The 26,099-nt window shown below is 63.5% G+C and carries 23 protein-coding genes and 1 tRNA gene; 18 read left to right on the plus strand and 6 right to left on the minus strand.

From position 1 onward, the window contains the following. Positions 1-99: 99 nt before the first annotated feature. From ACN9MU_RS25605 to ACN9MU_RS25650, 10 genes are all read left to right on the plus strand, one after another. Positions 100-1,059 carry a bifunctional riboflavin kinase/FAD synthetase gene (locus tag ACN9MU_RS25605; protein ID WP_426318990.1) on the plus strand — a complete coding sequence of 320 codons (960 nt, stop codon included), beginning with the start codon at positions 100-102 and terminating at the stop codon, positions 1,057-1,059. Between the two features lie 53 nt (positions 1,060-1,112). Continuing rightward, a complete protein-coding gene (gene ileS / locus ACN9MU_RS25610; RefSeq protein ID WP_426318991.1) occupies positions 1,113-3,977 on the plus strand; it encodes an isoleucine--tRNA ligase in 2,865 nt (954 codons plus the stop codon). A gap of 91 nt (positions 3,978-4,068) precedes the next feature. After that, the gene (lspA, locus tag ACN9MU_RS25615) at positions 4,069-4,581 is read left to right on the plus strand and encodes a signal peptidase II (protein ID WP_426163890.1); all 513 of its coding nucleotides are present in this window, start codon (positions 4,069-4,071) and stop codon (positions 4,579-4,581) included. 10 nt (positions 4,582-4,591) lie between these two features. After that, positions 4,592-5,812, plus strand: coding sequence for a bifunctional phosphopantothenoylcysteine decarboxylase/phosphopantothenate--cysteine ligase CoaBC (gene coaBC / locus ACN9MU_RS25620; RefSeq protein WP_426318992.1), 1,221 nt, complete (start codon positions 4,592-4,594; stop codon positions 5,810-5,812). Then, complete coding sequence (dut, locus tag ACN9MU_RS25625; RefSeq protein WP_130310784.1) at positions 5,809-6,258, plus strand: dUTP diphosphatase; 450 nt, start codon at positions 5,809-5,811, stop codon at positions 6,256-6,258. Before coaBC ends, dut begins: the two co-directional genes overlap by 4 nt. 10 nt (positions 6,259-6,268) lie before the next feature. Further along, on the plus strand, positions 6,269-7,369 hold the full coding sequence (locus tag ACN9MU_RS25630) for a M48 family metalloprotease (protein ID WP_426318993.1): 1,101 nt from the start codon (positions 6,269-6,271) through the stop codon (positions 7,367-7,369). Next, entirely contained in the window at positions 7,366-7,755 is a 390-nt protein-coding gene (locus tag ACN9MU_RS25635) for a surface-adhesin E family protein (RefSeq protein WP_426318994.1), read from the plus strand. The genes ACN9MU_RS25630 and ACN9MU_RS25635 overlap by 4 nt, the downstream gene beginning before the upstream one ends. 20 nt (positions 7,756-7,775) lie before the next feature. Beyond that, the gene (locus ACN9MU_RS25640) at positions 7,776-8,783 is read left to right on the plus strand and encodes an XdhC family protein (RefSeq protein ID WP_426318995.1); all 1,008 of its coding nucleotides are present in this window, start codon (positions 7,776-7,778) and stop codon (positions 8,781-8,783) included. Positions 8,784-8,946: 163 nt separating this feature from the next. Next, positions 8,947-9,846 carry a DMT family transporter gene (locus ACN9MU_RS25645; RefSeq protein WP_426343618.1) on the plus strand — a complete coding sequence of 300 codons (900 nt, stop codon included), beginning with the start codon at positions 8,947-8,949 and terminating at the stop codon, positions 9,844-9,846. Continuing rightward, positions 9,843-10,754, plus strand: a complete 912-nt coding sequence (locus tag ACN9MU_RS25650) for a DNA-3-methyladenine glycosylase 2 (RefSeq protein ID WP_426163903.1) — start codon at positions 9,843-9,845, stop codon at positions 10,752-10,754. Before ACN9MU_RS25645 ends, ACN9MU_RS25650 begins: the two co-directional genes overlap by 4 nt. Positions 10,755-10,756: 2 nt before the next feature. On the opposite strand, the gene ACN9MU_RS25655 is transcribed toward ACN9MU_RS25650, so the two are convergent. Together ACN9MU_RS25655 and ACN9MU_RS25660 are read right to left on the minus strand one after the other, a co-directional pair. Beyond that, on the minus strand, positions 10,757-12,997 hold the full coding sequence (locus ACN9MU_RS25655; protein ID WP_426343619.1) for a hypothetical protein: 2,241 nt from the start codon (positions 12,995-12,997) through the stop codon (positions 10,757-10,759). Continuing rightward, a complete protein-coding gene (locus tag ACN9MU_RS25660; protein ID WP_426163907.1) occupies positions 12,994-13,761 on the minus strand; it encodes a hypothetical protein in 768 nt (255 codons plus the stop codon). The genes ACN9MU_RS25655 and ACN9MU_RS25660 overlap by 4 nt, the downstream gene beginning before the upstream one ends. 116 nt (positions 13,762-13,877) lie before the next feature. On the opposite strand from ACN9MU_RS25660, the gene ACN9MU_RS25665 reads away from it, so the two are divergent. After that, positions 13,878-14,891: a MerR family transcriptional regulator gene (locus tag ACN9MU_RS25665; RefSeq protein WP_426343620.1), complete on the plus strand. Its 1,014-nt coding sequence runs from the start codon at positions 13,878-13,880 to the stop codon at positions 14,889-14,891. 55 nt (positions 14,892-14,946) lie between these two features. On the opposite strand, the gene ACN9MU_RS25670 is transcribed toward ACN9MU_RS25665, so the two are convergent. Further along, positions 14,947-15,023, minus strand: a tRNA-Met gene (locus tag ACN9MU_RS25670). 124 nt (positions 15,024-15,147) lie between these two features. On the opposite strand from ACN9MU_RS25670, the gene ACN9MU_RS25675 reads away from it, so the two are divergent. From ACN9MU_RS25675 to ACN9MU_RS25685, 3 genes are read left to right on the plus strand one after another with little or no spacing between them, the layout of a single operon-like run. After that, positions 15,148-15,726, plus strand: a complete 579-nt coding sequence (locus tag ACN9MU_RS25675; protein ID WP_426343621.1) for an NUDIX hydrolase — start codon at positions 15,148-15,150, stop codon at positions 15,724-15,726. After that, positions 15,723-16,430 carry a leucyl/phenylalanyl-tRNA--protein transferase gene (gene aat / locus ACN9MU_RS25680; protein ID WP_426163913.1) on the plus strand — a complete coding sequence of 236 codons (708 nt, stop codon included), beginning with the start codon at positions 15,723-15,725 and terminating at the stop codon, positions 16,428-16,430. The genes ACN9MU_RS25675 and aat overlap by 4 nt, the downstream gene beginning before the upstream one ends. A 26-nt stretch (positions 16,431-16,456) precedes the next feature. After that, positions 16,457-17,209 (plus strand): arginyltransferase, encoded by a 753-nt coding sequence (locus tag ACN9MU_RS25685; protein ID WP_426163915.1) that lies wholly within the window; start codon positions 16,457-16,459, stop codon positions 17,207-17,209. Here ACN9MU_RS25685 and ACN9MU_RS25690 read toward each other — a convergent pair. Beyond that, complete coding sequence (locus ACN9MU_RS25690) at positions 17,175-18,488, minus strand: amidohydrolase (protein ID WP_426163917.1); 1,314 nt, start codon at positions 18,486-18,488, stop codon at positions 17,175-17,177. The genes ACN9MU_RS25685 and ACN9MU_RS25690 overlap by 35 nt on opposite strands. Before the next feature lie 60 nt (positions 18,489-18,548). On the opposite strand from ACN9MU_RS25690, the gene ACN9MU_RS25695 reads away from it, so the two are divergent. From ACN9MU_RS25695 to ACN9MU_RS25710, 4 genes are all read left to right on the plus strand, one after another. Further along, positions 18,549-19,589 carry a quinone-dependent dihydroorotate dehydrogenase gene (locus ACN9MU_RS25695; RefSeq protein WP_426336293.1) on the plus strand — a complete coding sequence of 347 codons (1,041 nt, stop codon included), beginning with the start codon at positions 18,549-18,551 and terminating at the stop codon, positions 19,587-19,589. Positions 19,590-19,591: 2 nt separating this feature from the next. Then, complete coding sequence (locus ACN9MU_RS25700) at positions 19,592-20,638, plus strand: aldo/keto reductase (RefSeq protein ID WP_426343622.1); 1,047 nt, start codon at positions 19,592-19,594, stop codon at positions 20,636-20,638. A 163-nt stretch (positions 20,639-20,801) separates the two neighbouring features. Continuing rightward, a complete protein-coding gene (locus ACN9MU_RS25705) occupies positions 20,802-22,283 on the plus strand; it encodes a Tar ligand binding domain-containing protein (RefSeq protein WP_426319000.1) in 1,482 nt (493 codons plus the stop codon). Between the two features lie 140 nt (positions 22,284-22,423). Then, the gene (locus tag ACN9MU_RS25710; protein ID WP_426319001.1) at positions 22,424-24,112 is read left to right on the plus strand and encodes a methyl-accepting chemotaxis protein; all 1,689 of its coding nucleotides are present in this window, start codon (positions 22,424-22,426) and stop codon (positions 24,110-24,112) included. On the opposite strand, the gene ACN9MU_RS25715 is transcribed toward ACN9MU_RS25710, so the two are convergent. Together ACN9MU_RS25715 and ACN9MU_RS25720 are read right to left on the minus strand one after the other, a co-directional pair. Beyond that, positions 24,109-25,038, minus strand: a complete 930-nt coding sequence (locus ACN9MU_RS25715) for a CysB family HTH-type transcriptional regulator (RefSeq protein ID WP_426319002.1) — start codon at positions 25,036-25,038, stop codon at positions 24,109-24,111. The genes ACN9MU_RS25710 and ACN9MU_RS25715 overlap by 4 nt on opposite strands. After that, on the minus strand, positions 25,035-26,099 hold the full coding sequence (locus ACN9MU_RS25720) for a sulfate/molybdate ABC transporter ATP-binding protein (RefSeq protein WP_426163930.1): 1,065 nt from the start codon (positions 26,097-26,099) through the stop codon (positions 25,035-25,037). Before ACN9MU_RS25720 ends, ACN9MU_RS25715 begins: the two co-directional genes overlap by 4 nt.

A 26,099-nucleotide genomic window follows, 5' to 3' on the forward strand; every position in this document is an offset into this window, starting at 1 on the left:
AGCCGGGCTGAGCCAAGAAAAGCGCTGCCTGCACCCGCAGGCAGCGCTTTTTTACATTGAGAACGTATAATCAAGCATTTGAGCCTGATAGCAAGATAAATGAAGGTATTTCGCGGACTTCCCAATGCAGCGGCGCGCGCGCCCTGCGCCCTGACGATCGGCAACTTCGACGGTGTCCACCGCGGCCACCAGGCCCTGCTGGCGCGCGTGCGCGCGGCCGCCGATCGCCTCGGGCTGGAATCGGCCGTGATGACCTTCGAGCCCCATCCGCGCGAATTCTTCGCCCACAAGATGGGCGATATGTCGAAAGCCCCGCCGCGCATCGCCAACCTGCGCGACAAGCTGCAGGCCCTGGAAAACAATGGCGTGGACCGGGTGATCGTCGAGCATTTCTGCGATGCCTTTGCCGGCCAGTCGCCGCAAAGCTTCGTCGAAAAGGTGCTGGTCGAAGGCCTGCACGTGAAGTGGCTGATGGTGGGGGACGATTTTTGTTACGGCGCCAAGCGCGCCGGCAATGTCGCCATGTTGGCCGAAGCTGGCAGGCAGTATGGCTTCGAAGTCGAAGTACTGCCGACCGTGCGCAATGGCGAAACCCGTATTTCCTCCTCCGCCGTGCGCAGCGCGCTTTCCGAAGGCGATTTCCCGCATGCGCAGGCCTTGCTGGGCCATCCCTACTCGATTTCCGGCCACGTGATCCACGGCGCCAAACTGGGGCGCGATATCGGCTTCCCGACGCTGAACCTGCGCGTGCCGCACCGTCCTGCCCTCTCCGGCATCTTTATCGTGCAGGTGCACGGCCTGGGCGACAGGCCATTGCCGGCCGTTGCCAGCCTGGGCGTGCGTCCCACGGTGGAAGACGCCGGCCGCGTGCTGCTGGAAGTCCATGTCTTCGACTTCGCCCGGAACTGCTACGGCAAGGTGGTGCGCGTCGAATTCCTGCAAAAGATACGTGACGAAGAAAAGTTCATTGACCTGCCTACCCTGGTCAAGGCCATCGAGCGCGACGCCGACCAAGCGCGCGCCTTCTTCGCCGCCAACTCCGTCACCGACCGAATTTAGGCCTTGCCCAACTTCGCAAGCGCCAACCGAAACACAAACTTAAAGCATTCATCATGTCTGACAACAAACCAAAGAAGCAAGAGAGCAAGTACCCGGTCAATATGACCGAAACCCCATTCCCGATGCGCGGCGACCTGGCCAAGCGCGAACCGGGCTGGGTCAAGCAATGGCAGGACAAGAAGATCTACGAACGCGTGCGCAAGGCCGCCAAGGGCCGCCCGAAGTTCGTGCTGCATGATGGTCCTCCCTACGCCAACGGCGACATCCACATCGGCCACGCCGTCAACAAGATCCTGAAGGACATCGTAGTGAAGTCGCGCACCCTGGCCGGCTTCGACGCGCCTTACGTGCCGGGCTGGGATTGCCACGGCATGCCGATCGAGATCCAGATCGAAAAGCTGTTCGGCAAGAACCTGCCGACCGCCGACGTGCTGACCAAGGCGCGCGCCTACGCGCACGAGCAGGTGGAGCGCCAGAAGAAGGACTTCATCCGCCTGGGCGTTCTGGGCGAATGGGACAATCCTTACCTGACCATGAACTATGGTAACGAAGCCGACGAGCTGCGCGCCCTGGGCAAGCTGCTGGAGAAAGGCTACGTCTATCGCGGCCTGAAACCGGTGAACTGGTGCTTCGATTGCGGCTCCGCCCTGGCGGAAGCGGAGGTGGAATACCAGAACAAGCGCGACCCGGCGATCGACGTCGGCTTCGCCTTCCATGAACACGACAAGCTGGCAGCCGCCTTCGGCCTGCCTGCCCTGCCGGCCGGCGACGGCTTCGTCGTGATCTGGACCACCACCCCCTGGACCATCCCGTCCAACCAGGCCCTGAACATGCACCACGAGGTGACCTACGCGCTGGTGCAGACCGAGCGCGAAGGCAAGCCGCTGCTGCTGATCCTGGCCAAGGACCTGGTGGCCTCCTGCCTGGAGCGCTACAAGCTGGAAGGCAGCGTCATCGCCACCGCCACCGGCGACAAGCTGGCCGGCATCGCCTTCAAGCACCCGCTGCACGCCAGAGACGCGTTCTACGACCGCCTGTCGCCGGTCTACATCGCCGACTACGTAACCACCGAAAGCGGTACCGGTGTGGTGCACTCGGCCCCGGCTTACGGCCAGGACGACTTCATCTCCTGCAAATCGCACGGCATGAAGGACGATGACATCCTGAAGCCGGTGATGGGCGACGGCAAGTACATCCCGTCCCTGCCGCTGTTCGGCGGCATGAGTATCTGGGAAGCCTCGAAGCCGATCTGCGAGGCGCTGCGCGAAGCGGGCGCCCTGTTCGAACTGAAGATGTTCGACCACAGCTACATGCACTGCTGGCGCCACAAGACCCCGATCGTCTACCGCGCCACCTCGCAGTGGTTCGCCGGCATGGACATCCAGCCGCTGGACGGTGGTTCCACCCTGCGCGAGACAGCGCTGGAAGGCATCGAAGCCACTGAATTCTTCCCGGACTGGGGCAAGGCGCGCCTGCATGGCATGATCGCCAACCGTCCGGACTGGACCCTGTCGCGCCAGCGCCAGTGGGGCGTGCCGATGGCCGTGTTCGTCCACAAGGAGACCGGTGAGCTGCACCCGCGCACCGCGGAACTGCTGGAGCAAGTGGCCAAGCTGATCGAGCAAGGCGGCATCGACGCCTGGCAGGCGCTGGACCCGGCTACCCTGCTGGGCGCGGAAGCCGAACACTATGTGAAGAACAAGGACACGCTGGACGTGTGGTTCGACTCCGGCTGCACCCACCAGACCGTGCTGCGCGGCTCGCATCCTGAGCAATCGCACTTCCCGGCCGACCTGTACCTGGAAGGCTCGGACCAGCACCGCGGCTGGTTCCACTCCTCGCTGCTGACCTCTTCGATGCTGAACGGCCGTCCGCCGTACAAGGCGCTGCTGACCCACGGCTTCGTGGTCGACGGCGAGGGCAAGAAGATGTCGAAGTCGATCGGCAACACCGTCGCGCCGCAGAAGGTGTCCGACACCCTGGGCGCCGATATCCTGCGCCTGTGGGTGGCCGCCACCGACTACACCTCCGAGCTGTCGATCTCCGACGAGATCCTGAAGCGCGTGACCGAGTCCTACCGCCGCATCCGCAACACCCTGCGCTTCCTGCTGGCCAATACCTCGGACTTCGATCCGAAGGCGAACGCCGTGCCGGTTGCCGATCTGCTGGAAATCGATCGCTACGCGCTGGCCAATATGGCTGCGCTGCAGGCCGACCTGTCGCGCCACTACGAGCGCTACGAATTCCACCCGGTGGTGTCCAAGCTGCAGAACTTCTGCTCCGAGGACCTGGGCGGCTTCTACCTGGACATCCTGAAGGACCGCCTGTACACCAGCGCCGTGGATTCCAAGGCGCGCCGTTCCGCGCAAACCGCGCTGTGGCACATCACCCAGTCCCTGCTGCGCCTGATGGCGCCGGTGCTGTGCTTCACCGCCGAAGAGGCGTGGGCTTCATTTGCCGGCGAGGAATCGTTCAAAGCCAGCGACGAAACCATCTACACCCAGACCTGGTGGCAACTGCCGGAACTGGCGGACGCCGAAGCCCTGATGGCCAAGTACGCGACCATCATCGCCGTGCGGGCCGACGTGACCAAGCAACTGGAAGAACTTCGCGGCTCCGGTGCGATCGGCTCCTCGTTGCAGGCGGAACTGGAGATCAAGGCCGCCGGCGACAAGTTCAAGGCGCTGGCATCGCTGGACGACGACCTGAAGTTCATCTTCATCACTTCGCTGGCCAAGGCTGTCGAAGTGGCATCCGAAGCAGATGAAGCCGTGAACGTGGCAGCATCGACCGCGCAGAAGTGCGAGCGCTGCTGGCACTACCGCGCAGACGTGGGCTCGCACGCCGACCACCCAGGCCTGTGCGGCCGTTGCCACGCCAACCTGTTCGGCGCCGGCGAATCCCGCAAGTACGCCTAACCCAAGTCTGCGGCCGCCGCAGATGAGTGTCTGACCCTGCGGGTCAGACACTGGTTCCCCGGTTCTGGCAAGCACAAAGAAAAAGCTATTTATGGCCACCAAAAAGACCACCACCTTCAGCAGCAAACCCGCCTCCGGCAGCATGGCCCCGTGGCTGGGCATCGCCTTCATCATCATCCTGCTGGACCAGCTAAGCAAGATCACGATCAACAAGCTGTTCGTATACGGCGAAGAGAAAGTCATCACCAGCTTCTTCAACCTGGTCCTGGCCTACAACAAAGGCGCCGCATTCAGCTTCCTCGCCAACGAAGGCGGCTGGCAACGCCACCTGTTCACCGCCATCGGCGTGATCGCCGCGCTGTACATCGTCTACCTGCTGATGCGCCACAGCGGCCAGCGCATGTTCTGCTGGGCCCTGTCCCTGATCCTGGGCGGCGCAGTGGGCAACGTGATCGACCGCATCTGGCACGGCCACGTGATCGACTTCCTCGATTTCCACTGGAGCGGCTTCGGCCACTTCCCGGCCTTTAACATCGCCGACACCGCCATCTGCATTGGCGCCGCACTGTTCGTACTGGACGAACTGCGCCGCGTGAACAAGTAGGAGCAGCAAAATGGAACTGACTGGCAAGAAAATCGTCCTCGGCCTGTCCGGCGGCGTAGCCTGCTACAAGGCCGCTGAACTGTGCCGCGCGCTGACCAAGGAAGGCGCCTCGGTGCAGGTCGTGATGACCGACGCCGCGACCCACTTCATCACCCCGGTGACGATGCAGGCGCTGTCCGGCAAGCCGGTCTTCAACAGCCAGTGGGATCCGCGCGTGAACAACAATATGGCCCACATCGACGTCACGCGCGACGCCGACGCCATCCTGATCGCGCCCTGCTCCGCCGACTTCATTGTCAAGCTGGCGCACGGCGTGTGCGACGACCTGCTGTCGACCATGTGCCTGGCCCGCCCAAGCCGTGTGCCGCTGCTGATCGCGCCCGCCATGAACGTGGAAATGTGGTCCAATCCCGCCACCCAGCGCAACGTGGAGCAGGTACGCGAAGACGGCATCACCGTGTTCGGTCCCGCCGCGGGCGACCAGGCTTGCGGTGAAGTGGGACTGGGCCGCATGCTGGAACCGGAACAACTGCTGGCGGAAATGATCGCCGCCTTCCAGCCGAAAGTCCTGGCCGGCAAGCGCATCCTGGTCACTGCGGGCCCGACTTTCGAAGCCATCGACCCGGTGCGCGGCATCACCAACCTTTCCTCCGGCAAGATGGGTTACGCCGTAGCGCGCGCCGCGCGTGAAGCGGGCGCCGAAGTGACCCTGGTGTCCGGCCCTGTCGCGCTGGAGACGCCGTACGGCGTGGAGCGCCACAACGTCAAAAGCGCACAGCAGATGTTCGACGCCGTAATGGATCACATCGGCGGCCAGCACGTGTTCATTTCCGTAGCCGCGGTGGCGGACTGGAAGGTCGTGAACCCGAGCGCGCAGAAGGTCAAGAAAACCGGCGACAACAGCGTGCCGGAACTGAAGTTCGAACAGAACCCGGACATCCTGGCCAGCGTGGCCACCCGCACCAGCCTGGCCGGCTGGCCTTATTGCGTAGGCTTCGCCGCCGAATCGGAAAACCTGATCGAATACGGCGCCAGCAAGCGCGAACGCAAAGGCATCCCGCTCCTGGTCGGCAATATCGGCCACAACACCTTCGGCCAGGACGACAACACCATCATCCTGTTTGACGAGAACGGACATACCATCCTGCCGCGCGCCGACAAGCTCACGCTGGCGCGCCAGCTGATTTCCGAAATCGCCAAACGCATCGACAAGAACTCGCTATTCCAATGAAAACTGTAGACGTCAAAATCCTCGATCCGCGCATGAAAGACCAGATGCCGGCCTACGCAACGCCTGGCAGCGCCGGCCTCGACCTGCGCGCCTGCATCGATGCGCCGCTGGTCATCGAACCCGGCCAGACCGTGCTGGTGCCGACCGGCCTGGCGATTCATATCGCCGATCCGGGCTATGCCGCCATGATCCTGCCCCGCTCCGGCATGGGCCACAAGAACGGCATTGTTTTGGGGAATCTGGTAGGCTTGATTGACTCCGATTACCAGGGACAATTGATGGTGTCTACCTGGAACCGGGGCTTCAACACGTTTACGCTGAATCCAATGGAGCGCCTGGCGCAATTGATCATCGTGCCCGTGCTGCAGGTTGGCTTCAATGTTGTCGAAGACTTCGAGGCCAGCGACCGCGGCGCCGGAGGTTTCGGCAGCACAGGCAAGCACTGAGGAAATATTTATGGCAGTAGAGCAACGCTACAATTCGAATTCGCCGCTTACCTGGCCCGCGATTGCGGCCTCGCTCCTGCTCTCAGCCTGTTCAACTTTTCAATCCGGCAGCGAGCCGGCCGCCCCGGCTCAGCCAACGCCGCCGTCGGCGCCAGTTGCCCCGGTGGTGACGCCGCAGATGCAGGCCGCACGCGACAACCTGAAGGTGATCGCCAGCCTGCAGGAACGCCTGTACCGCATCGCCGCCCCGCTGTTGATCAATAACGCTGACCTGTGCAAGGCGCAGGCGCGCAACCTGCTTGGGTTCACCGCCAAGAACAAATACTCCTATCCCGGCGAATACGGCGACGCATCGGCCGCCGTGCTGGGCTACGACGATGTACTGCAAGTGTCCGGCGTACTGGCTGGCAGCGGCGCCGCCAAGGCCGGCCTGCGCAAGGGCGACGACCTGATCGCCGCTGGCGGCAAGCCGCTGCCGAAAGGCCATGATGCCGAAAGCAAGGCTGCAGCCGTCTTCGGTCCTTTGACCGCCAACAGCGCCACCTTGAGCATGACCATTGCACGCAATGGCAACAGCCAGACGCTGAACGTGCCCGTCACCCGTGCCTGCGCCTTCCGCGTCGACCTGGGCAACTCGGACAATGTGAACGCCTACAACGACGGCAGCCGCGTCATGCTGACGCGCGGCATGATCAACTTCGCGCAGAACGATGAAGCCGTGGCCTACGTCATGGCGAAAGAACTGGCGCACAACATTCTCGGCCACGCCGGCACCATGCGCAGCACCGCCACCATGGCCAGCATCATCGACAACCTGGCATCGGTGCGGCCTGACCTGACCATGCTGGTCGGGACAGCCGGCGTACGGCCAATGCCTGCCGATTACGACGTGGCAGCCGACAACCTGGCGCTGTACATGCTGGCGCGCGCCGGCTACAACATCGGCAATGCACGCAACTTCTGGCAACGCCTGTCCGGCCAGTATCCAGCGACGGCGCTGAATGGCTACACCGCGATCCACCCGAACGTCACCGTCCGCCTGGCCGCGATAGACCGCAGCGTTTCCGAAATCAAGGCCAAGCAGGCCGCCAAGCGCCCGCTGCTGCCATGAAAACAGCGGTCCTGATGCTCGCCCTGGCGCCCGGCGTGGCGCTGGCGGGGCCCTGGACCACCGTCTCCAGGGACAAGGACAGCACCCTCCTGCTCGACAGCAAATCCGTGCGCAGCGCTGCCGAAGGCCGCAAGGCCTGGACCATGGAAACCTTCCGCAAGCCGCAAACCGCGCCCGACGGCAAGATGTATCTCTCGGTGCGCTCGCTGCACCTGTATGCCTGCGAGGCCGGCACCCGCACCCTGCTCAGCCAGACCTTCCACGCCGACGTCCTGGGCAACGGCGAGCCGGTAGGCACCTTCAAATACGAAGCCTACGATCCCGAAACGATCGCCCCCGACAGCCTGCCGGAAAAGGCCTTCAGGGCCGTCTGCAAAAAGCGCTGACCCTTGCTATAGTTCGATGCATGGACAGCATCGACCTCGAAGTACTCAAGACTTGCTCCGCCTGGCTGGCCGCGGGACACCGCTGCGAACTGGTCACGGTCATCCGCACCTGGGGCTCCAGCCCGCGCCCGATCGGCGCCAACCTGGCCATCTGCGACGATGGGCGCGTAGTCGGCTCGGTCTCCGGCGGCTGCATCGAAGACGACCTGATCGAGCGCGTGCGCAAGGAAGGCATCGTGCGCCAGTTGCCGGAGGTCGTCAGCTACGGCATCACGGCCGACGAAGCCCACCGTTTCGGCCTGCCCTGCGGCGGCACCATCGAACTGGCGCTGGAACCCCTCGGCCCGCACAGCCGCATTGACGAGCTGCTGGAACGACTGGCGGAGCACCAGCTGGTGGCGCGCACGCTAGACATGGGCAACGGCGCCGTCACCCTCGAACGTGCCCGTCCCGGCGCGGTGCTGGAACGCAGCGGCGATTTGCTGGTCACCCAGCATGGCCCGCGCTGGCGGCTGCTGATCATTGGCGCCGGCCAGTTATCGCGCATGCTGGCACAGATCGCCACGGCCATGGACTACCACGTCACCGTCTGCGACCCGCGCGAAGAATACCGCGCCGGCTGGGCCCTGCCCGAAGTGCCGCTGGTGCACGCCATGCCCGACGACCTGGTGCTGGAGATGCAGCTCGACTCGCGCAGCGCCGTGGTCGCGCTGACGCACGACCCCAAGCTGGACGACATGGCATTGATGGAAGCGCTCAAGTCCGACGCCTTCTACATCGGCGCCATTGGCTCGCGCGCCAACAACAACAAGCGGCGCGAACGGCTGTTGCAGTTCGACCTGACCGAGAAACAGATCGCCCGCCTGCACGGCCCGATCGGCCTGTACATCGGCAGCAAGACACCGCCCGAAATCGCGATCTCCATCCTGGCCGAAATGACGGCGGTAAAAAACGGCGTTCCCGAAGTCCTGCAGATCAACCACGCCGCCGCCCTGGCCACAGCCCCCGGCCCCGCCTGCCCGACATGAATTCAATAGCAAGAATCAGCTTGCCACAGCCCAGCCCGTGTCACACCATGGGGTCATCACGGGGACGCCGAGTCCCCAAGTGTGACACGGGCTCAACCATGTTACAGACGAGCTCGTGTCACACTCGGGGTGTGACCCCACGGTGTGACACGAACTGAACAATATGAATACTGCGAACCTTCTTAAACTGATTTTGCTGGCTGCCATCTGGGGTGGCTCCTTTCTGTTCATGCGCATTGCGGCGCCGGTGCTGGGGCCGGGTGTGCTCATCGAGTACCGGGTGACGTTCGCGGCGGTCTTCCTGGCCGCGGTGGCGCTGGTGCTGCGCAAGCGGCTTGACCTGGGCCAGCATTGGAAGCATTACCTGGTGCTGGGCTTCTTCAACTCTGCCCTGCCCTTCCTGCTGTTCGCCTTTGCGGCGAAGACGCTGACCGCTTCCGTGCTGTCGGTCTTGAATGCGACCGCGCCGATCTGGGGCGCTATCGTCGGCGCCGTGTGGCATCGCCATATGGTTTCGGGGCGAGTAATGCTTGGGCTGGCTTTGGGCACGGCAGGCGTGGCGATACTGGTCGGCTTCGACCATGTGAGCAGCAAGGATGGCACCGGATTGGCTATCGCCGCAGCTACCCTGGCTGCCTTCAGTTATAGCATCGCCACTACCTATACCAAGGTGGCCAGGTCGGCGCAGGGCGTTGAGCCTTTCGCCAACGCTCACGGCAGCATGTGGGCTGCGGCCTTGCTGACCATACCGTCCCTGGCGATCTTCCCGCAACCGGGCGAGCCGACCATCGGCATCATGGGCGCTGCCCTGGCGCTGGGCGTGCTGTGCAGCGGCATCGCTTACCTGCTCTACTTTGGACTGGTGCGCGATGTGGGGCCGACTTCGGCGCTGACCGTTACCTTCCTGAATCCCTTGTTCGGCATCCTGTGGGGCACGCTGTTCCTGCACGAAGTGGTGGGCTGGTACACGGTTGCCGGCGCGGCCATCGTCATTGCCGGCACCATGCTGGTCACCGGTTACAAGGTCAAACTGCCCTGGATGCGGAATACCGAGGCTGCATGAAGCATACATTTTCACTGGCCCTGCCCGCCGCGTACCGGGTGCAGGACGTACTGGCCTTCCATAGCCGCGATGCCGAAAGCGTCGCGGAACAAGTGAGTCCGGATGCGATCCGCAAAGGGATGTTGCTGGATGGCGTGCCGGTGCTGCTGGCCATCGCGTTGCCCAAGGGCCGCGCACGTTCCGCCGTGTGCGATGCCGACATTGACCTGCCGCGTGCCCGTAAGGTTCCTGCGGCGCTGGCGGCGCGCATCGAAGCCGCTGCCCGCAACATCCTCGGCCTTCACATTGATCCCGCACCGTTCGTTGCGTTTGCTCGCGGGGACGAGCTGCTCGGCCCGCTGGTCGCCCGCCAGCCTGGCCTGCGGATCGTGCAGTCGGCAACCGTGTTCGAGGCGCTGACCTGGGCCATCATCGGCCAGCAGATCAACCTGTCCTTCGCCATCGCCTTGCGCCGCACCTTCATCTTGCAGGCGGGGCGCCAGCACAAGGCCGGCCTGTGGTGCTATCCCGAGGCGGCGGATGTGGCCAGGCTCGCCGTGGAAGACCTGACTACCCGCAAATTCTCGCGCGCCAAGGCTGAAACCCTGCTCCGCTTCGCCCAGCTGGTCGCGGCCGGGGAGCTCGATATCGAGGAGCGCGAGGACAATCCGATCCCGGCGATCTGTCAAAACCTGCTGGCGGTGAAAGGCATCGGGCCGTGGACGGTCAACTACGCTCTGCTGCGCGGCTACGGCTTCGCCGATTGTTCGCTGCATGGCGACGTGGCCATCCGCGCAGCGCTGCAACGGTTGCTGGGCGAAGAGAGCAAGCCTGACATGGCGCGTACTGAGGCCCTGCTGCAGCGCTACTCCCCGCACCGCACGATGGCGGCGGCCCACCTGTGGGCCAGCCTGGCGTTCGAGGGCTAGCCTCAGTAGTAGTATTTGGTTTTCCTGGCCCAGTCGCTGTTCGGGTACAGCTTGTGCAACATGGCGAAAGCTTGCCTGGAGTACTTGTTGCGCAACTCCGTTTGAGCAGGCAAGCGCTCCTCGGCAGCATAGACCCAGGGGCTTTCGTTGCGCATCGATGCCACCAGCAGATGCAAGGCCTTCGGCGCCTCCGCGTCATTCGGCTTGGCCGAAGCCCATGCCATCAGGGTCGGGGCCAGGAAAATCGAACGCAATGAGAGTTGGCGCAAGCTTTGCTGCTCGCGTTCTGCTTCGGCGCGCTGCTCCTCGCTCAGGAAGCGCGGCGCCGGTGCCGGCCGCTCGCCGATACTGACCGGTTTGCCGTAGACATCGTTGCCGACAGCTGCATTGCTGATCACATGCGGCCGCAGTTCCGGCGTGTTCACCAGGATCAGCGCCGCGGCCAGCTTGCGTTCCGCTCCGCTGGCAGCCTTGCGATAACGCGCGTACAAATGTGCGGTAGTCTTGCGCCCTTCGGCGACGCCATCCAGCAGGGAGAGCGCGGTCGCTTCGTCATTGGCAATCAGGGCGCGCGTGAAGATGGCCTCGCGCAGCTCCACTTTCGAGGCCGGCAGCAGGCCGGGGTGGGCGTACAGCGCCTTCAGGCTGGCCATCGGCAGGTAGCGGTAGACCGCCACGTAAAAATCGCCGTCGGTTCCTTCCGGATCTTTTGCCGCATCATCGATCGGTGCGCCGCGTTCCACGGGGTCCTGGACTCTTCGCCCGGCCCTGACAAAACCGTCCAGCGTACTTGCCGTCAGCATCTTCAGCGCCAGGAAGCGGTTGGTGGTTGCCACCGACATGGCCTTGCCCTGGCTTGCCAGCAGGCGGTCGACGTCCTTGTCCGCTTGCGCCAGGCGGTTTTCAGAAACAGCCAGGCGCACAAGGTTGTATTGCATTGTCTGGTAGAGCGGATGGCCGGCGGGCACTGCCGCGGCGGCCTTCTTTTCTGCCTCGCCAAGCTCACCGGGCCGGGCGAATGTCAGCAGGGGTGCCAGCCACAGGGCGTCTCCATGCTTCTGCCATTGCTGGCGCGTCACCTCCAGTGCCAGCTTGCGGCGCTCCTTCACTTCCGGATTGTCGCTGCTGTCATACCAACCGAACGAGTCGCCTTGCATGGTGCCGATCCATGCCGTCAGCGGCTCCCTGGCTTCGATCATTTCATTGCGCGGCAGCTTGTCGAGCAGCAGCAGGTAGTCGCTCAACATGCGCGGCGTATCGGCGCTGAAAGGTTCCTTCTCCAGGCGGCGCGCCAGCACCTTCACCTGCGCTGCGGGATCGAGGCGCGCGTCGATCAGGAGCATCATTTGCCTTGCTGGCGCGTAGGAAGGCGCCAGCGCTTCAAGCTCTTCGCGCGCCTGCCTGAACCTGGCGATACGATTGTCGCCTGCCTCCTCCCTTTGCAGCGTGGCCATGCGGATCAGGCATCGTGCTGCCAGGTAGGCGCCCAGCGGCTGCCAGGGCGAGTTCGCATCCTGCGCCACTGCCTGGAACTGGCGGCGCGCGGCGTCCAGGTTGCCCGAATAGAAATTGGCTGCCGCTTCCTGATACGCGCGGTCTGCCTTCAGCCATGCGGGCGCGCTCTCCGGTATCGCGGGCGGCAGCACCGGACTCGATGGTCCGCCTGTAAAGCCGCAATTGGCAAATACCGCGTCCTGCCCTTCCAGCCATGCTTTGAACCACTGGTCAGGCTTGCCGCCAGGGCCCAGTTGCGCGCGCGCCTTTGCGGTCGCGGCGGCGCGGCGGAAGGCATCGGGGTGGCAATTCACATAGCTGCCCCAGTCTTCGCTGCCAGTGATCTTGACTTCGGCCTCGGCCGGCAAGCCTGCCTGCACCGCGAGCGGCGTACGCGCCTTGAACCATTCCCCGCTGCCATTCTTCTCCGCGTTGCCGACGTAGTCCCAGGCCCTGTGGCCTTCCCCTACATGCCAATCCCACACATGGAGCGAAGCGACTTGCGCCGGAGTGAGGCCGTGCCCTTTGGTTGCCTGGTAAGCAAGGTAGAGATAGACGCGCCAGTAGCTGCTCGACAGCACGCCAAGGTTGCCGGCCGCGTATTGGGGCAGCGCGCGCGGTGCGACCATCAGTTCATTGGCGTAGAGGTTGTAGGTGAAGCCATCGAAGCCGCTGGAGAAAGCATATTGCGGCAGGACGACTAGCGCGGTCATGGCTGCGAACTTGCGCAAACTGGAGAAACGTTTCATGGAGAGCGGACCTTGGTTGGTGCATGGAGGGCTTGCCATTGCGCAGCCGTCCAGGAACGAGGGGAAAAATAATAGCTGCGCGGAGCCAGCCGGCGCAGCCGCGGTTCATCGGTCGCGTAGCCGGCGGCCTGGCGGCAATAGGGCTGGGTGAATCCTTGCCAGCGCAGGCGCTGGCGAAGCTCGTGCTGCTGTTGTCCCATGCGGAAGGCCATCGGCACAACCTCGTCAGCCATGCCTTCGGCCAGCCAGGCATCGTCGAGGCACCAGGACGCCAGCGCCGTCACCGATAGCGCCATGTCGGGCGCCAAGCTGCGGCGGATGGCGGCGACAGTGCGGGCCAGGAAGGGACGCTGCGAGCGCCGCACTTCAAAATCGAGCTGCACTACTTGGCGGTTGGCTCCCGGCGCAATGCGCAGCAGTTCCTTGACGATGGCCTGTAGCTGCGCTTCGTTCAATGCCGGCGGCTCGTGTCCCGACATGTCGACGTGCAGCACCGGCACGCGCGCCGTGGCAGGCTCCATCAACAGGCGCGCGGTGCGTGGACGCACCAGCGCTTCATCGCCTTGCAGCATGATGCTGGAGGCGACGAACGCCACCCCGGCATCGCCCGGCAGCCAGCGCAGGTCTTCCGGCCGCTCCCAGGCCCAGGCCATCTGCAGGGGCAGCATGGCCAGCGCGGGATGGGCATTCGGCACGTGGCCGCTGTCGGCGCGCCACAGGACGGCAAGCAGCAGGGTCGCGATGAGTAAAAACAAACGTTGCATGTCCAACATCATAAGGGATGGATCGCTTACCATCATCTTTTTGCACGCAGCGCTTGACCCTCACCTAGCGTGAGGCTCCAGCATGGCAGTAACGTAACGAAGAAAGGAGCGGGAAGATGATGTTGAAAGTAGGTGAACTGGCGCGCCGTTGCGGCCTGACCGTGCGCACCCTGCACCATTACGACAGCATCGGCCTGCTCAAGCCTTCGGGACGTTCCGACGCCGGCTACCGCCTCTACAACCGCGACGACGTGGCGCGCCTGCACCAGGTGCAGGCGCTGCGCCGTTTCGGCATGGCGCTGGCCGACATCGGTCACTTCCTGGCCAAGCCCGGCTCTTCCCTGCCCGACCTGATTTCCCGCCAGATCGATTCGCTCGACCGGCAAATCGCCGAAGCCGCCAAACTGCGCGAGCAGTTGACGGCCCTGCGCGGGCAATTGCTGGCGGGCGAGGAGCCGGAACTGGCCACCTGGCTAACCACACTGGAGCAAATGACCGTGTACGACAAATACTTTACCAAGGAAGAACTGGCTCAACTGCCAATCTACAACGACCCAGCCGCGCCCGAAGAGTGGTCGGAATTGATCGAAGCCGTAGGGCAGAAAATGGCGGCGGGCATCCCGCCGTCCGATCCTGCGGTTCAAGCGCTGGCCGAAAAATGGATGGCGACCTTCAGCCGCCAGGCCGGCCACAGTGTCGACATCATGCATCGGCTCGACAATATGTGGTCGCGCGAAGAGGAATACCGCAAGCAAAGCGGCGTGACGCTCGAGATGCGCAACTATATTGCGGCGGCCAGCGGCCAAGGCAAACTGGCGCTGTATGCCAAATATATGCGGCCGGAGGAAATCGAGACCATGCACAAGCATTTCCGCACCCGCGCCCACGAATGGCCGGCACTGATCGGCGAAATCCGCGCGCAAATGGCCGCCAATCCCTCGCCATCGGCGCCTGAAGCATGTGCGCTGGCCCAGCGCTGGTTTGAACTGTTCACCGATATGGTCGGCAATGCGCCGGGCGTGCGTGAACGCTTCCGCGAGGCGCTCGAAAGCGAGCCGGCGCTCCGTGCCGGCCGCATGATGAGCGACGAAGTGCTGGATTTCCTGCGCCAGGCCCACGCAGCGGCGTAAAAAGACGAAAAAAAACCGTCATCGCTAGCTGCTGATGACGGTTTCTTCTGAATTCTGGTTGCGGGGACAGGATTTGAACCTGTGACCTTCGGGTTATGAGCCCGACGAGCTGCCAGACTGCTCCACCCCGCGTCTGATGCGAGTATTATAGGGCGTCTCGCCAATTTAGGCAATATTTATCCCACTTCTTCTTACGATAGCTCGAATATATTTCGCTGAATTCCGGCAACGAGCCGTTCGGTGTACAGTAGACCCTATGAAATTTTGCTCAGAATGCGCCCACCCTGTTGAGTTGATGGTGCCGGCCGGCGACAACCGGCCGCGTTATGTTTGCGTCAACTGTTCGGCAATCCATTATCAAAATCCCAAAATGGTGATCGGTACGGTCCCGGTCTGGGAGCGTGATGGCGAGTTGCAAGTTTTGCTGTGCAAGCGCGCGATCGAGCCGCGCCGCGGATTCTGGACACTGCCGGCCGGCTTCATGGAAAACAATGAAACCACCGCTGAGGCAGCCCAGCGCGAAACCGAAGAGGAAGCCGGCGCCAATATCGACCTCGGCAGCCTGTACACCCTGCTCAATGTGCCGCGCGTGCACCAGGTGCACATGTTCTACCTCGCCACCCTGCGCGACCTCGATTTTGCGCCGGGCGAAGAAAGCCTGGATGTCAAGATGTTCACGGAAGCGGAAATCCCATGGGATGAGCTGGCCTTCCCCACCATCCGCACCACGCTGGAATTCTTCTTTGCCGACCGCGCCAGAATGCGCGAAGGCGGCAGCTACGGCTTCCATACCCAGGACATTACCCAGCCGATGCGCCAGTCATCCGACACATGATTCCCTGGCTCGACGTCAACACGCCCTTTCCCGACGTCTCCGAAGCCTTGACCACGGACGCGCCGGGCCTGCTGGCCGCCGGCGCTGATCTGTCGCCGAAGCGGCTGCTGGCCGCTTACCAGCGCGGCATCTTCCCCTGGTTTTCCGAGGGCCAGCCCATCCTGTGGTGGAGCACCGATCCGCGCATGGTGCTGCGCACCGCCGACTTCAAGATTTCCGACAGCCTGCGCAAGACGCTGAGGAAGATTGCGCGCGACGGCCAGCGCTGGGAAGTGCGTTTCGACAGCGCCTTCGAGCAGGTGATGCGCGCCTGCGCCGCACCACGCCGCGACGGCCCCGGCACCTGGATTTCGGAAGACATCATCGCCGGCTACACCGGCCTGCACCAGCAGGGCTTCGCCCATTCCTCCGAGTTGTGGCTGGACGGCGAACTGGTGGGCGGCGCCTACGGCGTTTCCATCGGCACCATGTTCTACGGCGAATCGATGTTTGCGCGCGTCACCGACGGTTCCAAGGTGGCCCTGGCCTACCTCGTGCATTTTTTGCGACAGCACGGCGTGGAGCTGATCGATTGCCAGCAGGAGACCGGCCACCTGGCATCGCTCGGCGCTCGGCCGATCCCGCGCAAGGACTTCATCGCGCACTTGCAGAAAAGTATTGTGATGCCACAGATACGCGATTGGTGCCCTGTCGCACCGTTTTAAGCCGCGGACGCGTTATGATATGACTCATGACGCAGCTTAACGACCTTCCCTTCGCAACGTTGCAGTTTTATACAACGGCGCCTTATCCGTGCAGCTACCTTGATGCGCGCCAGGCCCGTTCGCAAGTGGCAACGCCCTCGCACCTGATCAACGCCGACGTCTACTCGGAGCTGGTGAAGAACGGTTTCCGCCGCAGCGGCATCTTTACTTATCGTCCATATTGCGACGGCTGCCAAGCTTGCATTCCGGTGCGCGTCGTGGCCGCCGGCTTCAAGCCGACACGCGGCCAGCGCCGCGCCTGGGCGCGCCACGGCAACCTGGAGGCGGGTGTTGCCAGCCTGTCCTTCTCGGACGAGCACTACGAGCTCTATCTGCGCTACCAGAGCACCCGCCACGCGGGCGGCGGCATGGACCAGGATTCGCGCGACCAGTATGCCCAGTTCCTGCTGCAAAGCCGGGTCAATACGCGCCTGGTGGAATTCCGCGAGCCCGATGGCACGCTGCGCATGGTGTCGATCATCGACGTGCTGTCGGATGGCCTGTCGTCGGTCTACACCTTCTTCGACCCTGACGTGCCGGGTGCGTCGTTCGGTACCTACAACGTGATGTGGCAAATCGCGCAGGCGCACGAGCTGGGGCTCGATTTCGTCTACCTGGGCTACTGGATCGAAGACAGCCCGAAGATGAACTACAAGATCAAGTTCCAGCCCCTGGAGGCCCGCATCAAGGGCGTGTGGGGACCGCTCACATCTTCATCAAATCCAGCAGCGCAACCGTAGTTGCCAGCACGCCGGTCTGAATCGACTTTTCCGCATCGGCGCGGAACAGCGGGCTATGGTTGTAGGCAATCGTGGCTTTGCCGGCGCGTGCCGCTTCCACCTGCGCGGCCGGCGTGCCGCCCACCATGAAATACACGCTCGGGATGCCCTGGCCGTAAATGAAGTGGGCGTAGTCCTCGCCCACCATGCTGCCGCGCTGGTAGCCCTTGTCGAAAATTCCCTCACCCAGTTTGCTGGACCATACGGTACGCAGGCGCTGCAGCATCGCTTTGTCGTTCAGGGTTGGCGGCACGGGCCGGTCGGTGTGGCGGATTTCCGGCAGCTTGTCTTCCGGTACGCCTGCAGCCCGCGCGGTGTTCTCGGCCACGCGCTTGATTCCCTCCAGCAGCCTGGCGCGCGTCTCGTCGCTTTCCGAGCGCACGGTCAGTTCCAGGCGCGCCGTATCGCTGATCACATTGCCCTTGGTGCCGGCGTGGAAAGAGCCGACGGTGATCAGGGCCGCTTCACGCGGGGCGATGTCGCGTGTGACCACGGTTTGCAGCGCCAGCACGATCTGCGATGCGATCACGACCGGGTCCTTGCCTGTATGCGGGCTGGCGCCGTGCGTGCCGATGCCGTGCACCACGATCTCCATCAGGTCGGCGCCGGAAAACGGCGCCTCGCTGGCCTCGATCTTGCCGGCTTCGATGTCGGCGCCCACGTGCAGCGACAGCGCGTAATCCGGTTTGCCAAAGCGTTTGTAGATGCCGTCGGCCATCATGTCCAGCGCGCCGCCGGTGCGTTCTTCGGCCGGCTGGCCGACCAGCATCAAGGTGCCTTTCCACTCGCCCTTGTGCGCCGCCATCTGGTGGGCCGTGCCGACCAGGCTGGTCATGTGCACGTCGTGGCCGCAGGCGTGCATTACCGGTACCAGGTTGCCGCTCGAATCCTTGACCTTCACCTTGGAGGCGTTCGGCGCATCCGATTTCTCTTCCACGGGCAGCGCATCCATGTCCGCGCGCACCATCACGGTCGGGCCTTTGCCGTTGCGCAGTATGGCCACCAGGCCGGTCTTGCCCACGCCTTCTGTCACCTCGAAGCCTGTTGCACGCAATTCCCTGGCCATGCGCGCGGCCGTCTGCACTTCCATATAGGACAGCTCTGGATTGGCGTGCAAGTGGTTGAACAGGGGCTCCAGGCTGGCTTTGTAGTCGCGCGCAATGGCGGCGGAGAGCGGGTTTTCGGCGGCAACGACGGGCAGGGAAAGGCAGGCCAGCAAGGCAAGTCCAGGCTTGATCACGGAAGGTCCTCCAGGGAGCGCAGTGTAAAATGCTACAAAAATACACCAAAGCTGCCCACAATGTCCGACAAATTCCTGTACTCCCTCGCCCGCCCCATCCTGTTCTCGATGGACGCGGAATCCGCCCACCATTTCACCCTGCCGGCACTCAAGCGCCTGTCCGCACTGGGCCTGACCCGCGCCATGGTGCGCCGTCCGAAAGACGATCCGCGCACCGTCATGGGCCTGACCTTCCGCAACCCGGTCGGCCTGGCCGCTGGCCTGGACAAGGATGGCGCCTTCATCGACGCGCTGGCCGACCTCGGCTTCGGTTCCATTGAAGTGGGCACCGTGACTCCGCGCGCCCAGCCGGGCAACCCGAAGCCGCGCATGTTCCGCATTCCTGCGGCGCAAGGCATCATCAATCGCATGGGCTTCAATAATGGGGGAGTCGATGCTTTCGTGGCCAATGTGCAGTCGTCGCGCTTCTACCAGAACCGCGAGGGCGTGCTGGGCCTGAACATCGGCAAGAATGCCGATACGCCGATCGAGCGCGCGGTCGACGACTACCTGCATTGCCTGGACAAAGTCTATCCCTACGCCAGCTACGTCACCGTCAACATCTCCTCGCCGAATACCAAGAACCTGCGCCAGCTCCAGGGCGCGTCGGAAGTCGACGGCCTGCTGTCGCAGCTGAAGCAAGCGCAACTGCGCCTGGCCGACCAGCACAAGCGCTACGTGCCGATGACCCTGAAGATCGCGCCCGACATGGATGGCGACCAGGTTAAGAATATCGCCGACGCGCTGCTGCGCCACAAGATCGACGGCGTGATCGCCACCAATACCACCCTGAGCCGCACTGCGGTGGAAGGCATGCAGCACGGCGCTGAAGCCGGCGGCCTGTCCGGTGCACCGGTATTCGAACTGTCCAACAACGTGATCCGCCTGCTGAAAGCGGAACTGGGCGATGCGCTGCCGATCATCGGCGTGGGCGGCATCATGCAGGGCAAGGACGCCAGGGCCAAGATCGAAGCCGGCGCGCAACTGGTACAGCTCTACTCCGGCCTGATCTACGCCGGCCCGGCGCTGGTACGCGATTGCGCGGACGCCTTGCGAGCCTGAACATGGAAAAAATCGCCCTTGGACGCAGCGACCTGAAAGTCAGCAAGATCTGCCTGGGCACGATGACTTTCGGCCAGCAGAACACGGAAGCGGACGCGCACGCCCAGCTAGATTATGCGCTGGAGCGCGGCATCAATTTCATCGATACGGCGGAACTGTATCCGGTCATGCCGTCCGCCGCGACCCAGGGCGATACCGAACGTTTCATCGGCAGCTGGCTGAAAAAGTCCGGCCGCCGCGCCGGCGTGGTGCTGGCGACCAAGATTGCAGGCCCCAACCCTTACATGCACTGGATCCGCAAGGGCAAGAGCAACCACAACGCGTCCAATATCCGCGCTGCCGTGGAGACCAGCCTGCAGCGCCTGCAGACGGACTGCATCGACCTGTACCAGCTGCACTGGCCAAGCCGGAATGTGCCGATCTTCGGCGCCAGCCAGTTCGATCCTGAAAAAGAGCGCCACAGCATCGCCGTCGAAGAAACGCTGGCCGTGCTGGGCGACTTGATCAAGGAAGGCAAGATCCGCCATATCGGCGTGTCGAACGAAAGCAGTTGGGGCGTATCCGAATTCGTCAAGCAAGCCGAGATGAAGGGCTTGCCGCGCATTGCCACTATCCAGAACCTGTACAACCTGACGGCGCGCCATGTCGAAACCAGCTTCCTCACCGAGACTTGCTTCCGCGAGCAAGTAAGCCTGATGGCATATAGCCCGCTGGCATTCGGCCAGCTCACGGCAAAATACCACGACGACCCGAAGGCGCACGGCCGCCTAACGATCTTCCCGCCGACCTGGAGCCCGCGCTACCTGCGTCCAGGCGTGCTGGAGGCGGTTGCGCAGTACGCAAAACTGGCGCGCGACAACGACATGACGCCAGCCCGGCTTGCGTTGGCATGGTGCTACTCGCGCTGGTTCGTCGCCTCGACCATTATCGGCGCCACCACGCTGGCGCAGCTCAAGGAAAACATCGATGCCTTCGACGTGCGGCTGTCGCCGGAGGTCGTGGCGGCAGTCGACGCAATCCACGCCAGGCTGCCCAACCCGGGCCAGTAACCGCAAGGTCAGGCCTTTTCCTGACGATGAATTCATTTGCTGCGCGGGAATGTTGTTGATACTATTCCCCATTCAGGTTGCCTGCGCCCGCAGGCCATGCCGTCCCTGATTCTTTGCCGCCCCCTCCCTGCGGCCTTGTCAAACTCCCCAATAAGAAATCGACATGTTCAAGAACCTGACCATCAGGGCGCGGCTTGTTGCCGTCCTTTCCATGTTGTCCATCCTGCTGCTTGCCGTTGGGGGCGCCGGCTTGGCCGGCCTTGGCAGAAACCACGACGCGTTGCGCACCGTGTATGAAGAACGGTTGATGTCACTTGGCCATCTCGACAACATGATGCGCATCATGCTGCGCAACCAGCTCGCGCTTCACCGCGCTGCGAATTCGGCCCCCGCTGCCTTGCCGGCGGCGATCGAGCAGATCGAACAGGATCGCGATGCCACCAGCCGCCTGTGGCAGCAGTACAGCGCATCCTTCGCCTCCGAAGAAGAAAAGGAAATCGCCGAACGATTCGACGCGGCGCGCAAGCATTTCATGCTCGATGCCCTGGCCCCTGCCCTGGTGGCCGGAAAAGCCGGCGATATCGAGACCATGCGTGCATTGGTGAACGGGCCTATAGAACATATGTTTCCAAAGATCCGGATCGAGATGGACAAGCTGATCGCCTACCAGCTGGAGCATGGCAGGGTCCAATATGCAATGTCCGCGGCAAACTACGCCAGGCAGCGCACGCTGGTGACTGCCCTTTTGGCAGCAGGCTTCGTGTTGGTCGCAGTCGTAGGCCGGTGGCTGGTGCGCAGCATTACCGTTCCCTTGAACCGCGCGGTGGCGGTCGCGCAAGCCGTTGCCCGGGGCGACCTGACGCAACAGATCGAGGTTCGCACGCATGACGAAACTGGCAAGCTCCTCGCCGCGCTAAAGGAAATGAACGCGAACCTCGCTGCCATGGCCGGCCACGTGCGCCAGTCTGCGCAGGACATCGCTGCTGCCTCAGGCCAGGTTGCCTGCGGCAGCCTGCATCTCTCGCAACGGACCGCGTCCCAGGCGAAATCACTGGAGGAAACCGCGGCGTCGATGGAGGAGCTGGCCAGCATCGTGCGCCAGCATGCCGACAATGCCCGGCAGGCGAATCATCTGGCACAGCGCGCGTCGCATGCCACGACGCGCGGCGGGGCGGCAGTGTTCCTGGTGTTTGGCAAAATGGAGGCGATCAGGCAGGCGTCGCGCAGCCTGGAAGAGGTCAGCGGCGCCGCGGAGTGCGCTCCACTGCAGGCCGGCCTGCTTGAACTGGATGCCGCCGTGGCAGCGGCGCATGCCATCATGGGCGAGGTCGTGCAGGCCGTGCACCAGGTTGGCGACACCATTAACGAGATCACCGCGGCCAGCCATGAGCAAAGCGTTGGCATCGACCAGCTCAATGGGGCGCTCATCCAGATTGATGCGGACACGCAGCGCAATGCTGCGCTGGTCGAGCAGGCAGCCGGCGTTGCAGCTGCCATGCAGCGGCAGTCCGCCGTGCTGTCGGAAGCTGCCTGTGCTTTCCGTCTTGTCGGAGAAGCGTCATTGGCAAGCCGACATTCGAACGGCGCGGTGCGCGCTCCGGCGGCGGCGAATACGCCACATTCTCACCAAATCTCACTTGCCTAGCGGGAACCTTGTTGTTAGCATCGGGTTCCGGGGTGCCGCATGGCCGGCCCAAATACCCCCGAAGCCCGCCGCCTCGCCCACGCGGCATGTTGAACTCCCCCCCTACAATGCCGGCGCACCTGCGCGGGCCGGAGCCGTACATGCTGAACAACCTTACAATCAAAGCCCGCCTGGTAGCGGTCCTGGCCATCCTGTCGGTCATGATGACGGTGATCGGCATTGCCGGCATCGCCAGCCTCGCCAACACGAATGCATCGCTGCAGACCGTCTATGAAGACCGGCTCGTCGCGCTGGGCCAGTTACAGGAAGTCATCCGCACGATTAACCGCAACCAGCTGGCCATGTCCGACGCCCTCACCGTCGGTCCGGCAGCGTTGCCGGAAATGGTCAAGACTGTCGAAGAAGGCCTGGCCAAAACCGACAGTACCTGGAAAGCCTACGCCGCCACCAAGATGACGGATGAAGAAAAATCGCTGGCGGAACGCTTTGCCGCGGCCCATGCAAGCTTCCTCCAGGAGGGGATGAATCCGGCCCTGGAAGCCGGGCGTGCCGGCGATATGGAAAAGATGAAGGCGCAGATGCACGGCCGCATGAAAGAGAGCTTCCTGCCGGTGCGCGACCTGATCAACCATCTCGTGCAATTGCAGATGGATGTCGGCAAACAGGTCTACGAGTCCTCGCAGGCCAGCTACGCAAGCTTCCGCCTGGTGGTCATTGGCATGCTCGCCGGCGGCCTGGCGCTGGCGACCGGCATTGGCTGGTGGCTGGTGCGCAGCATTACCGCCCCGCTGGGCCGTGCGGTGCGCATCGCCGAAAGCGTGGCGGCCGGCGACCTGACGCAGCAAATCGACGTCACTTCGCAGGACGAAACCGGCAAGCTGCTGGCGGCCTTGCGTGAAATGAACAATAGCCTGGTTGGCATCGTCGGCAACGTGCGCAGCGCCACCGATTCCATCTCCACCGCCTCGTCGGAAATCGCCACCGGCAATATGGACCTGTCGGCGCGCACCGAGCAGCAAGCCGGCTCGCTGGAGGAAACCGCCTCGTCGATGGAAGAACTGACTTCCACCGTGCGCCAGAACGCCGACAATGCAAGGCAGGCCAACCAGCTTGCGGGGAACGCCTCGGAAGTGGCCCGGCGCGGCGGCGCGGTGGTAGCACAGGTGGTCGACAAGATGAGCGCCATCAACGAGTCGGCCTACAAGATCGTGGAAATCATTTCGGTCATCGACGGCATCGCTTTCCAGACCAATATCCTGGCGCTGAATGCGGCAGTGGAAGCGGCGCGTGCCGGCGAACAGGGGCGCGGCTTTGCCGTCGTTGCGTCGGAAGTGCGCAACCTGGCGCAGCGCGCCGGCAATGCGGCCAAGGAGATCAAGCACCTGATCGACAACTCGGTGGCCCAGGTCGAGGAAGGCAGCCGGCTGGTCGACCAGGCCGGCGCCACTATGGGCGAAGTGGTCAACAGCGTGCAGCAGGTGACCGACATCATCGGCGAAATCTCGGCTGCCAGCGGCGAACAGAGTTCGGGCCTGCAGCAGATCAATGCGGCCGTGGTGCAGATGGACAGCGCCACCCAGCAAAATGCCGCATTGGTGGAGCAAGCTGCCGCTGCAGCAGGCGCCTTGCAGGAGCAGGCTGCGTCATTGTCGCAGGCCGTCAGCGTGTTCCGCCTCGCCGCATCGGTGCAGGAAGCAATGCCGGCACGCCGCAGTGCCGTGGTCACCCAGCTCAAGCCGCGTGCAGCCGCCCGCCCTGCCTCTCCGGCAAAGCCGAAGCGTGGCGCCGTCGCGGCCAATGGGACGGCCGACGGCTGGGAGGAATTCTAGGCCTCGCCGCCCAGCATGGCCTGTTCGATCTCGGCGCGCGTCAAATCAGGGGCAAACTGCGAAATGAATTCATAAGCGTAGGTACGCAGGTAAGCCCCTTTGCGCACCGCCAGCCGGGTTGTATTCGCTGCGAACAGGTGCGATGCTTCAATGGCGCGCAGGCCCTTGTCGCGGCCATGGTCAAACGCCATGGAGGCCACCAGGCCAACGCCCAGGCCAAGCGCCACATATTGCTTGATGACGTCTGAATCCATTGCGGTCAGCACGATGTCGGGACGCACGCCGGCCTTGTCGAAAGCGGCATCGATGTGGCCACGGCCGGTGAAGCCGACGTCGTAGGTGATCAGCGGGTATTCGGCCAGGTCTTCCAGGCGGATCGGCGAACGTGTCAGCAGCGGGTGGCCATCGGGCACCACCACCAGGTGGCTCCAGCGGTAGCACGGGAAGGACACCAGGTCGGGGAATTGCGACAGGCCTTCGGTGGCAATGCCGATATCGGCCTTGCCCGACAGGACCCATTCGGCGATATGGTCCGGCGCGCTTTGCTGCAAGGCGATGCGCACGTCCGGGAACGCATTGCGGAAATGCGACACCGCCTTCGGCAGCGCATAGCGCGCCTGAGTGTGCGTCGCTGCGATGGTCAGCGTGCCGCTTTTCTGGCCGGTGAATTCCAGGCTGGCCTGCTGCAGGTTTTCCGCTTCCACCAGCAGGCGGTCGACGATCTTCAGGATGCCTTTGCCAGGCTCGGTCAGGCCGGTCAGGCGCTTGCCGTTGCGTTCGAAGATGATGACGCCCAGTTCATCTTCCAGTTCGCGGATCTGGCGGCTCACGCCCGGCTGGGACGTGAACAGCGCATTGGCCACTTCGGTCAGGTTGTAGTTGCGGCGTGCCGCTTCACGGACGGAGCGTAACTGCTGGAAGTTCATGCATGTGCCCCTTCATCGACAAAGACGCGCAGGCGCTTGGGCCGCACCACCAGGGTTTCGCCGTCTTTCAGGTTAAGCTGGATATAGCGTTCATTGGAGATCGTGGCTTCGATGATCTGGGCATTGTCGGCGCGCTCCAGGTCGAGCTGGGCCAATGGGCCGATGGCGTGTGCGCGGCGCAGCTTGACCACGATGCCCTCCGCCCCCGGCACATAGCGTTCGACCTCCAGGTCGTGCGGGCGAATGTACGCCGTGCCCTTGCCGCTGCCGTGGCCTTCCACGTCGAATTCGACGCCGTCGCTGGCCAGCACGCCTTCATGCACGCGGCCGTGGAAGACGTTGACGTTGCCGAGGAAGCCGTACACGAACGGCGACGCAGGATGGTTGTACACCTCGTCCGGCGAACCCAGTTGCTCGACGTGGCCTTTGTTCATCAGCACCACGCGGTCGGCCACTTCCAGCGCTTCTTCCTGGTCGTGGGTCACGAAGATCGACGTCACGTGCAGTTCATCATGCAGGCGGCGCAGCCAGCGGCGCAGTTCCTTGCGCACCTTGGCATCCAGCGCGCCAAACGGTTCGTCGAGCAGCAGCACGCGCGGTTCAACGGCCAGCGCGCGGGCCAGGGCGATACGCTGGCGTTGGCCGCCGGAGAGCTGCGGCGGGTAACGGTCGGCCAGCCAATCCAGCTGCACCAGCTCCAGCAGCTCTTTCACCTTGCGGCGGATCTGCTCTTCCGATGGACGTTCCTTGCGCGGCTTGACGCGCAGGCCGAAGGCCACGTTTTCGAAGACGGTCATGTGCTTGAACAGCGCGTAGTGCTGGAACACGAAACCGACCTGGCGTTCGCGCACGTGGCGGTCGGACGCATCCGAGCCGTCAAGCAGCACCTGGCCCGAGTCCGGGTGTTCCAGGCCGGCGATGCAGCGCAGCAGCGTGGTCTTGCCGCAGCCCGATGGGCCGAGCAGCGCGGTCAGCTCGCCTTGCGGGAAGTCGAGCGATACATTGTCCAGTGCGACGAAGTCGCCGAAACGCTTGTTGATGTTCTTGACTGCGATCGTCAT

Origin of the sequence: Pseudoduganella sp. R-32 (genome assembly GCF_049913245.1) — a bacterium.
Classification (GTDB): Bacteria; Pseudomonadota; Gammaproteobacteria; order Burkholderiales; family Burkholderiaceae_D; genus Rugamonas.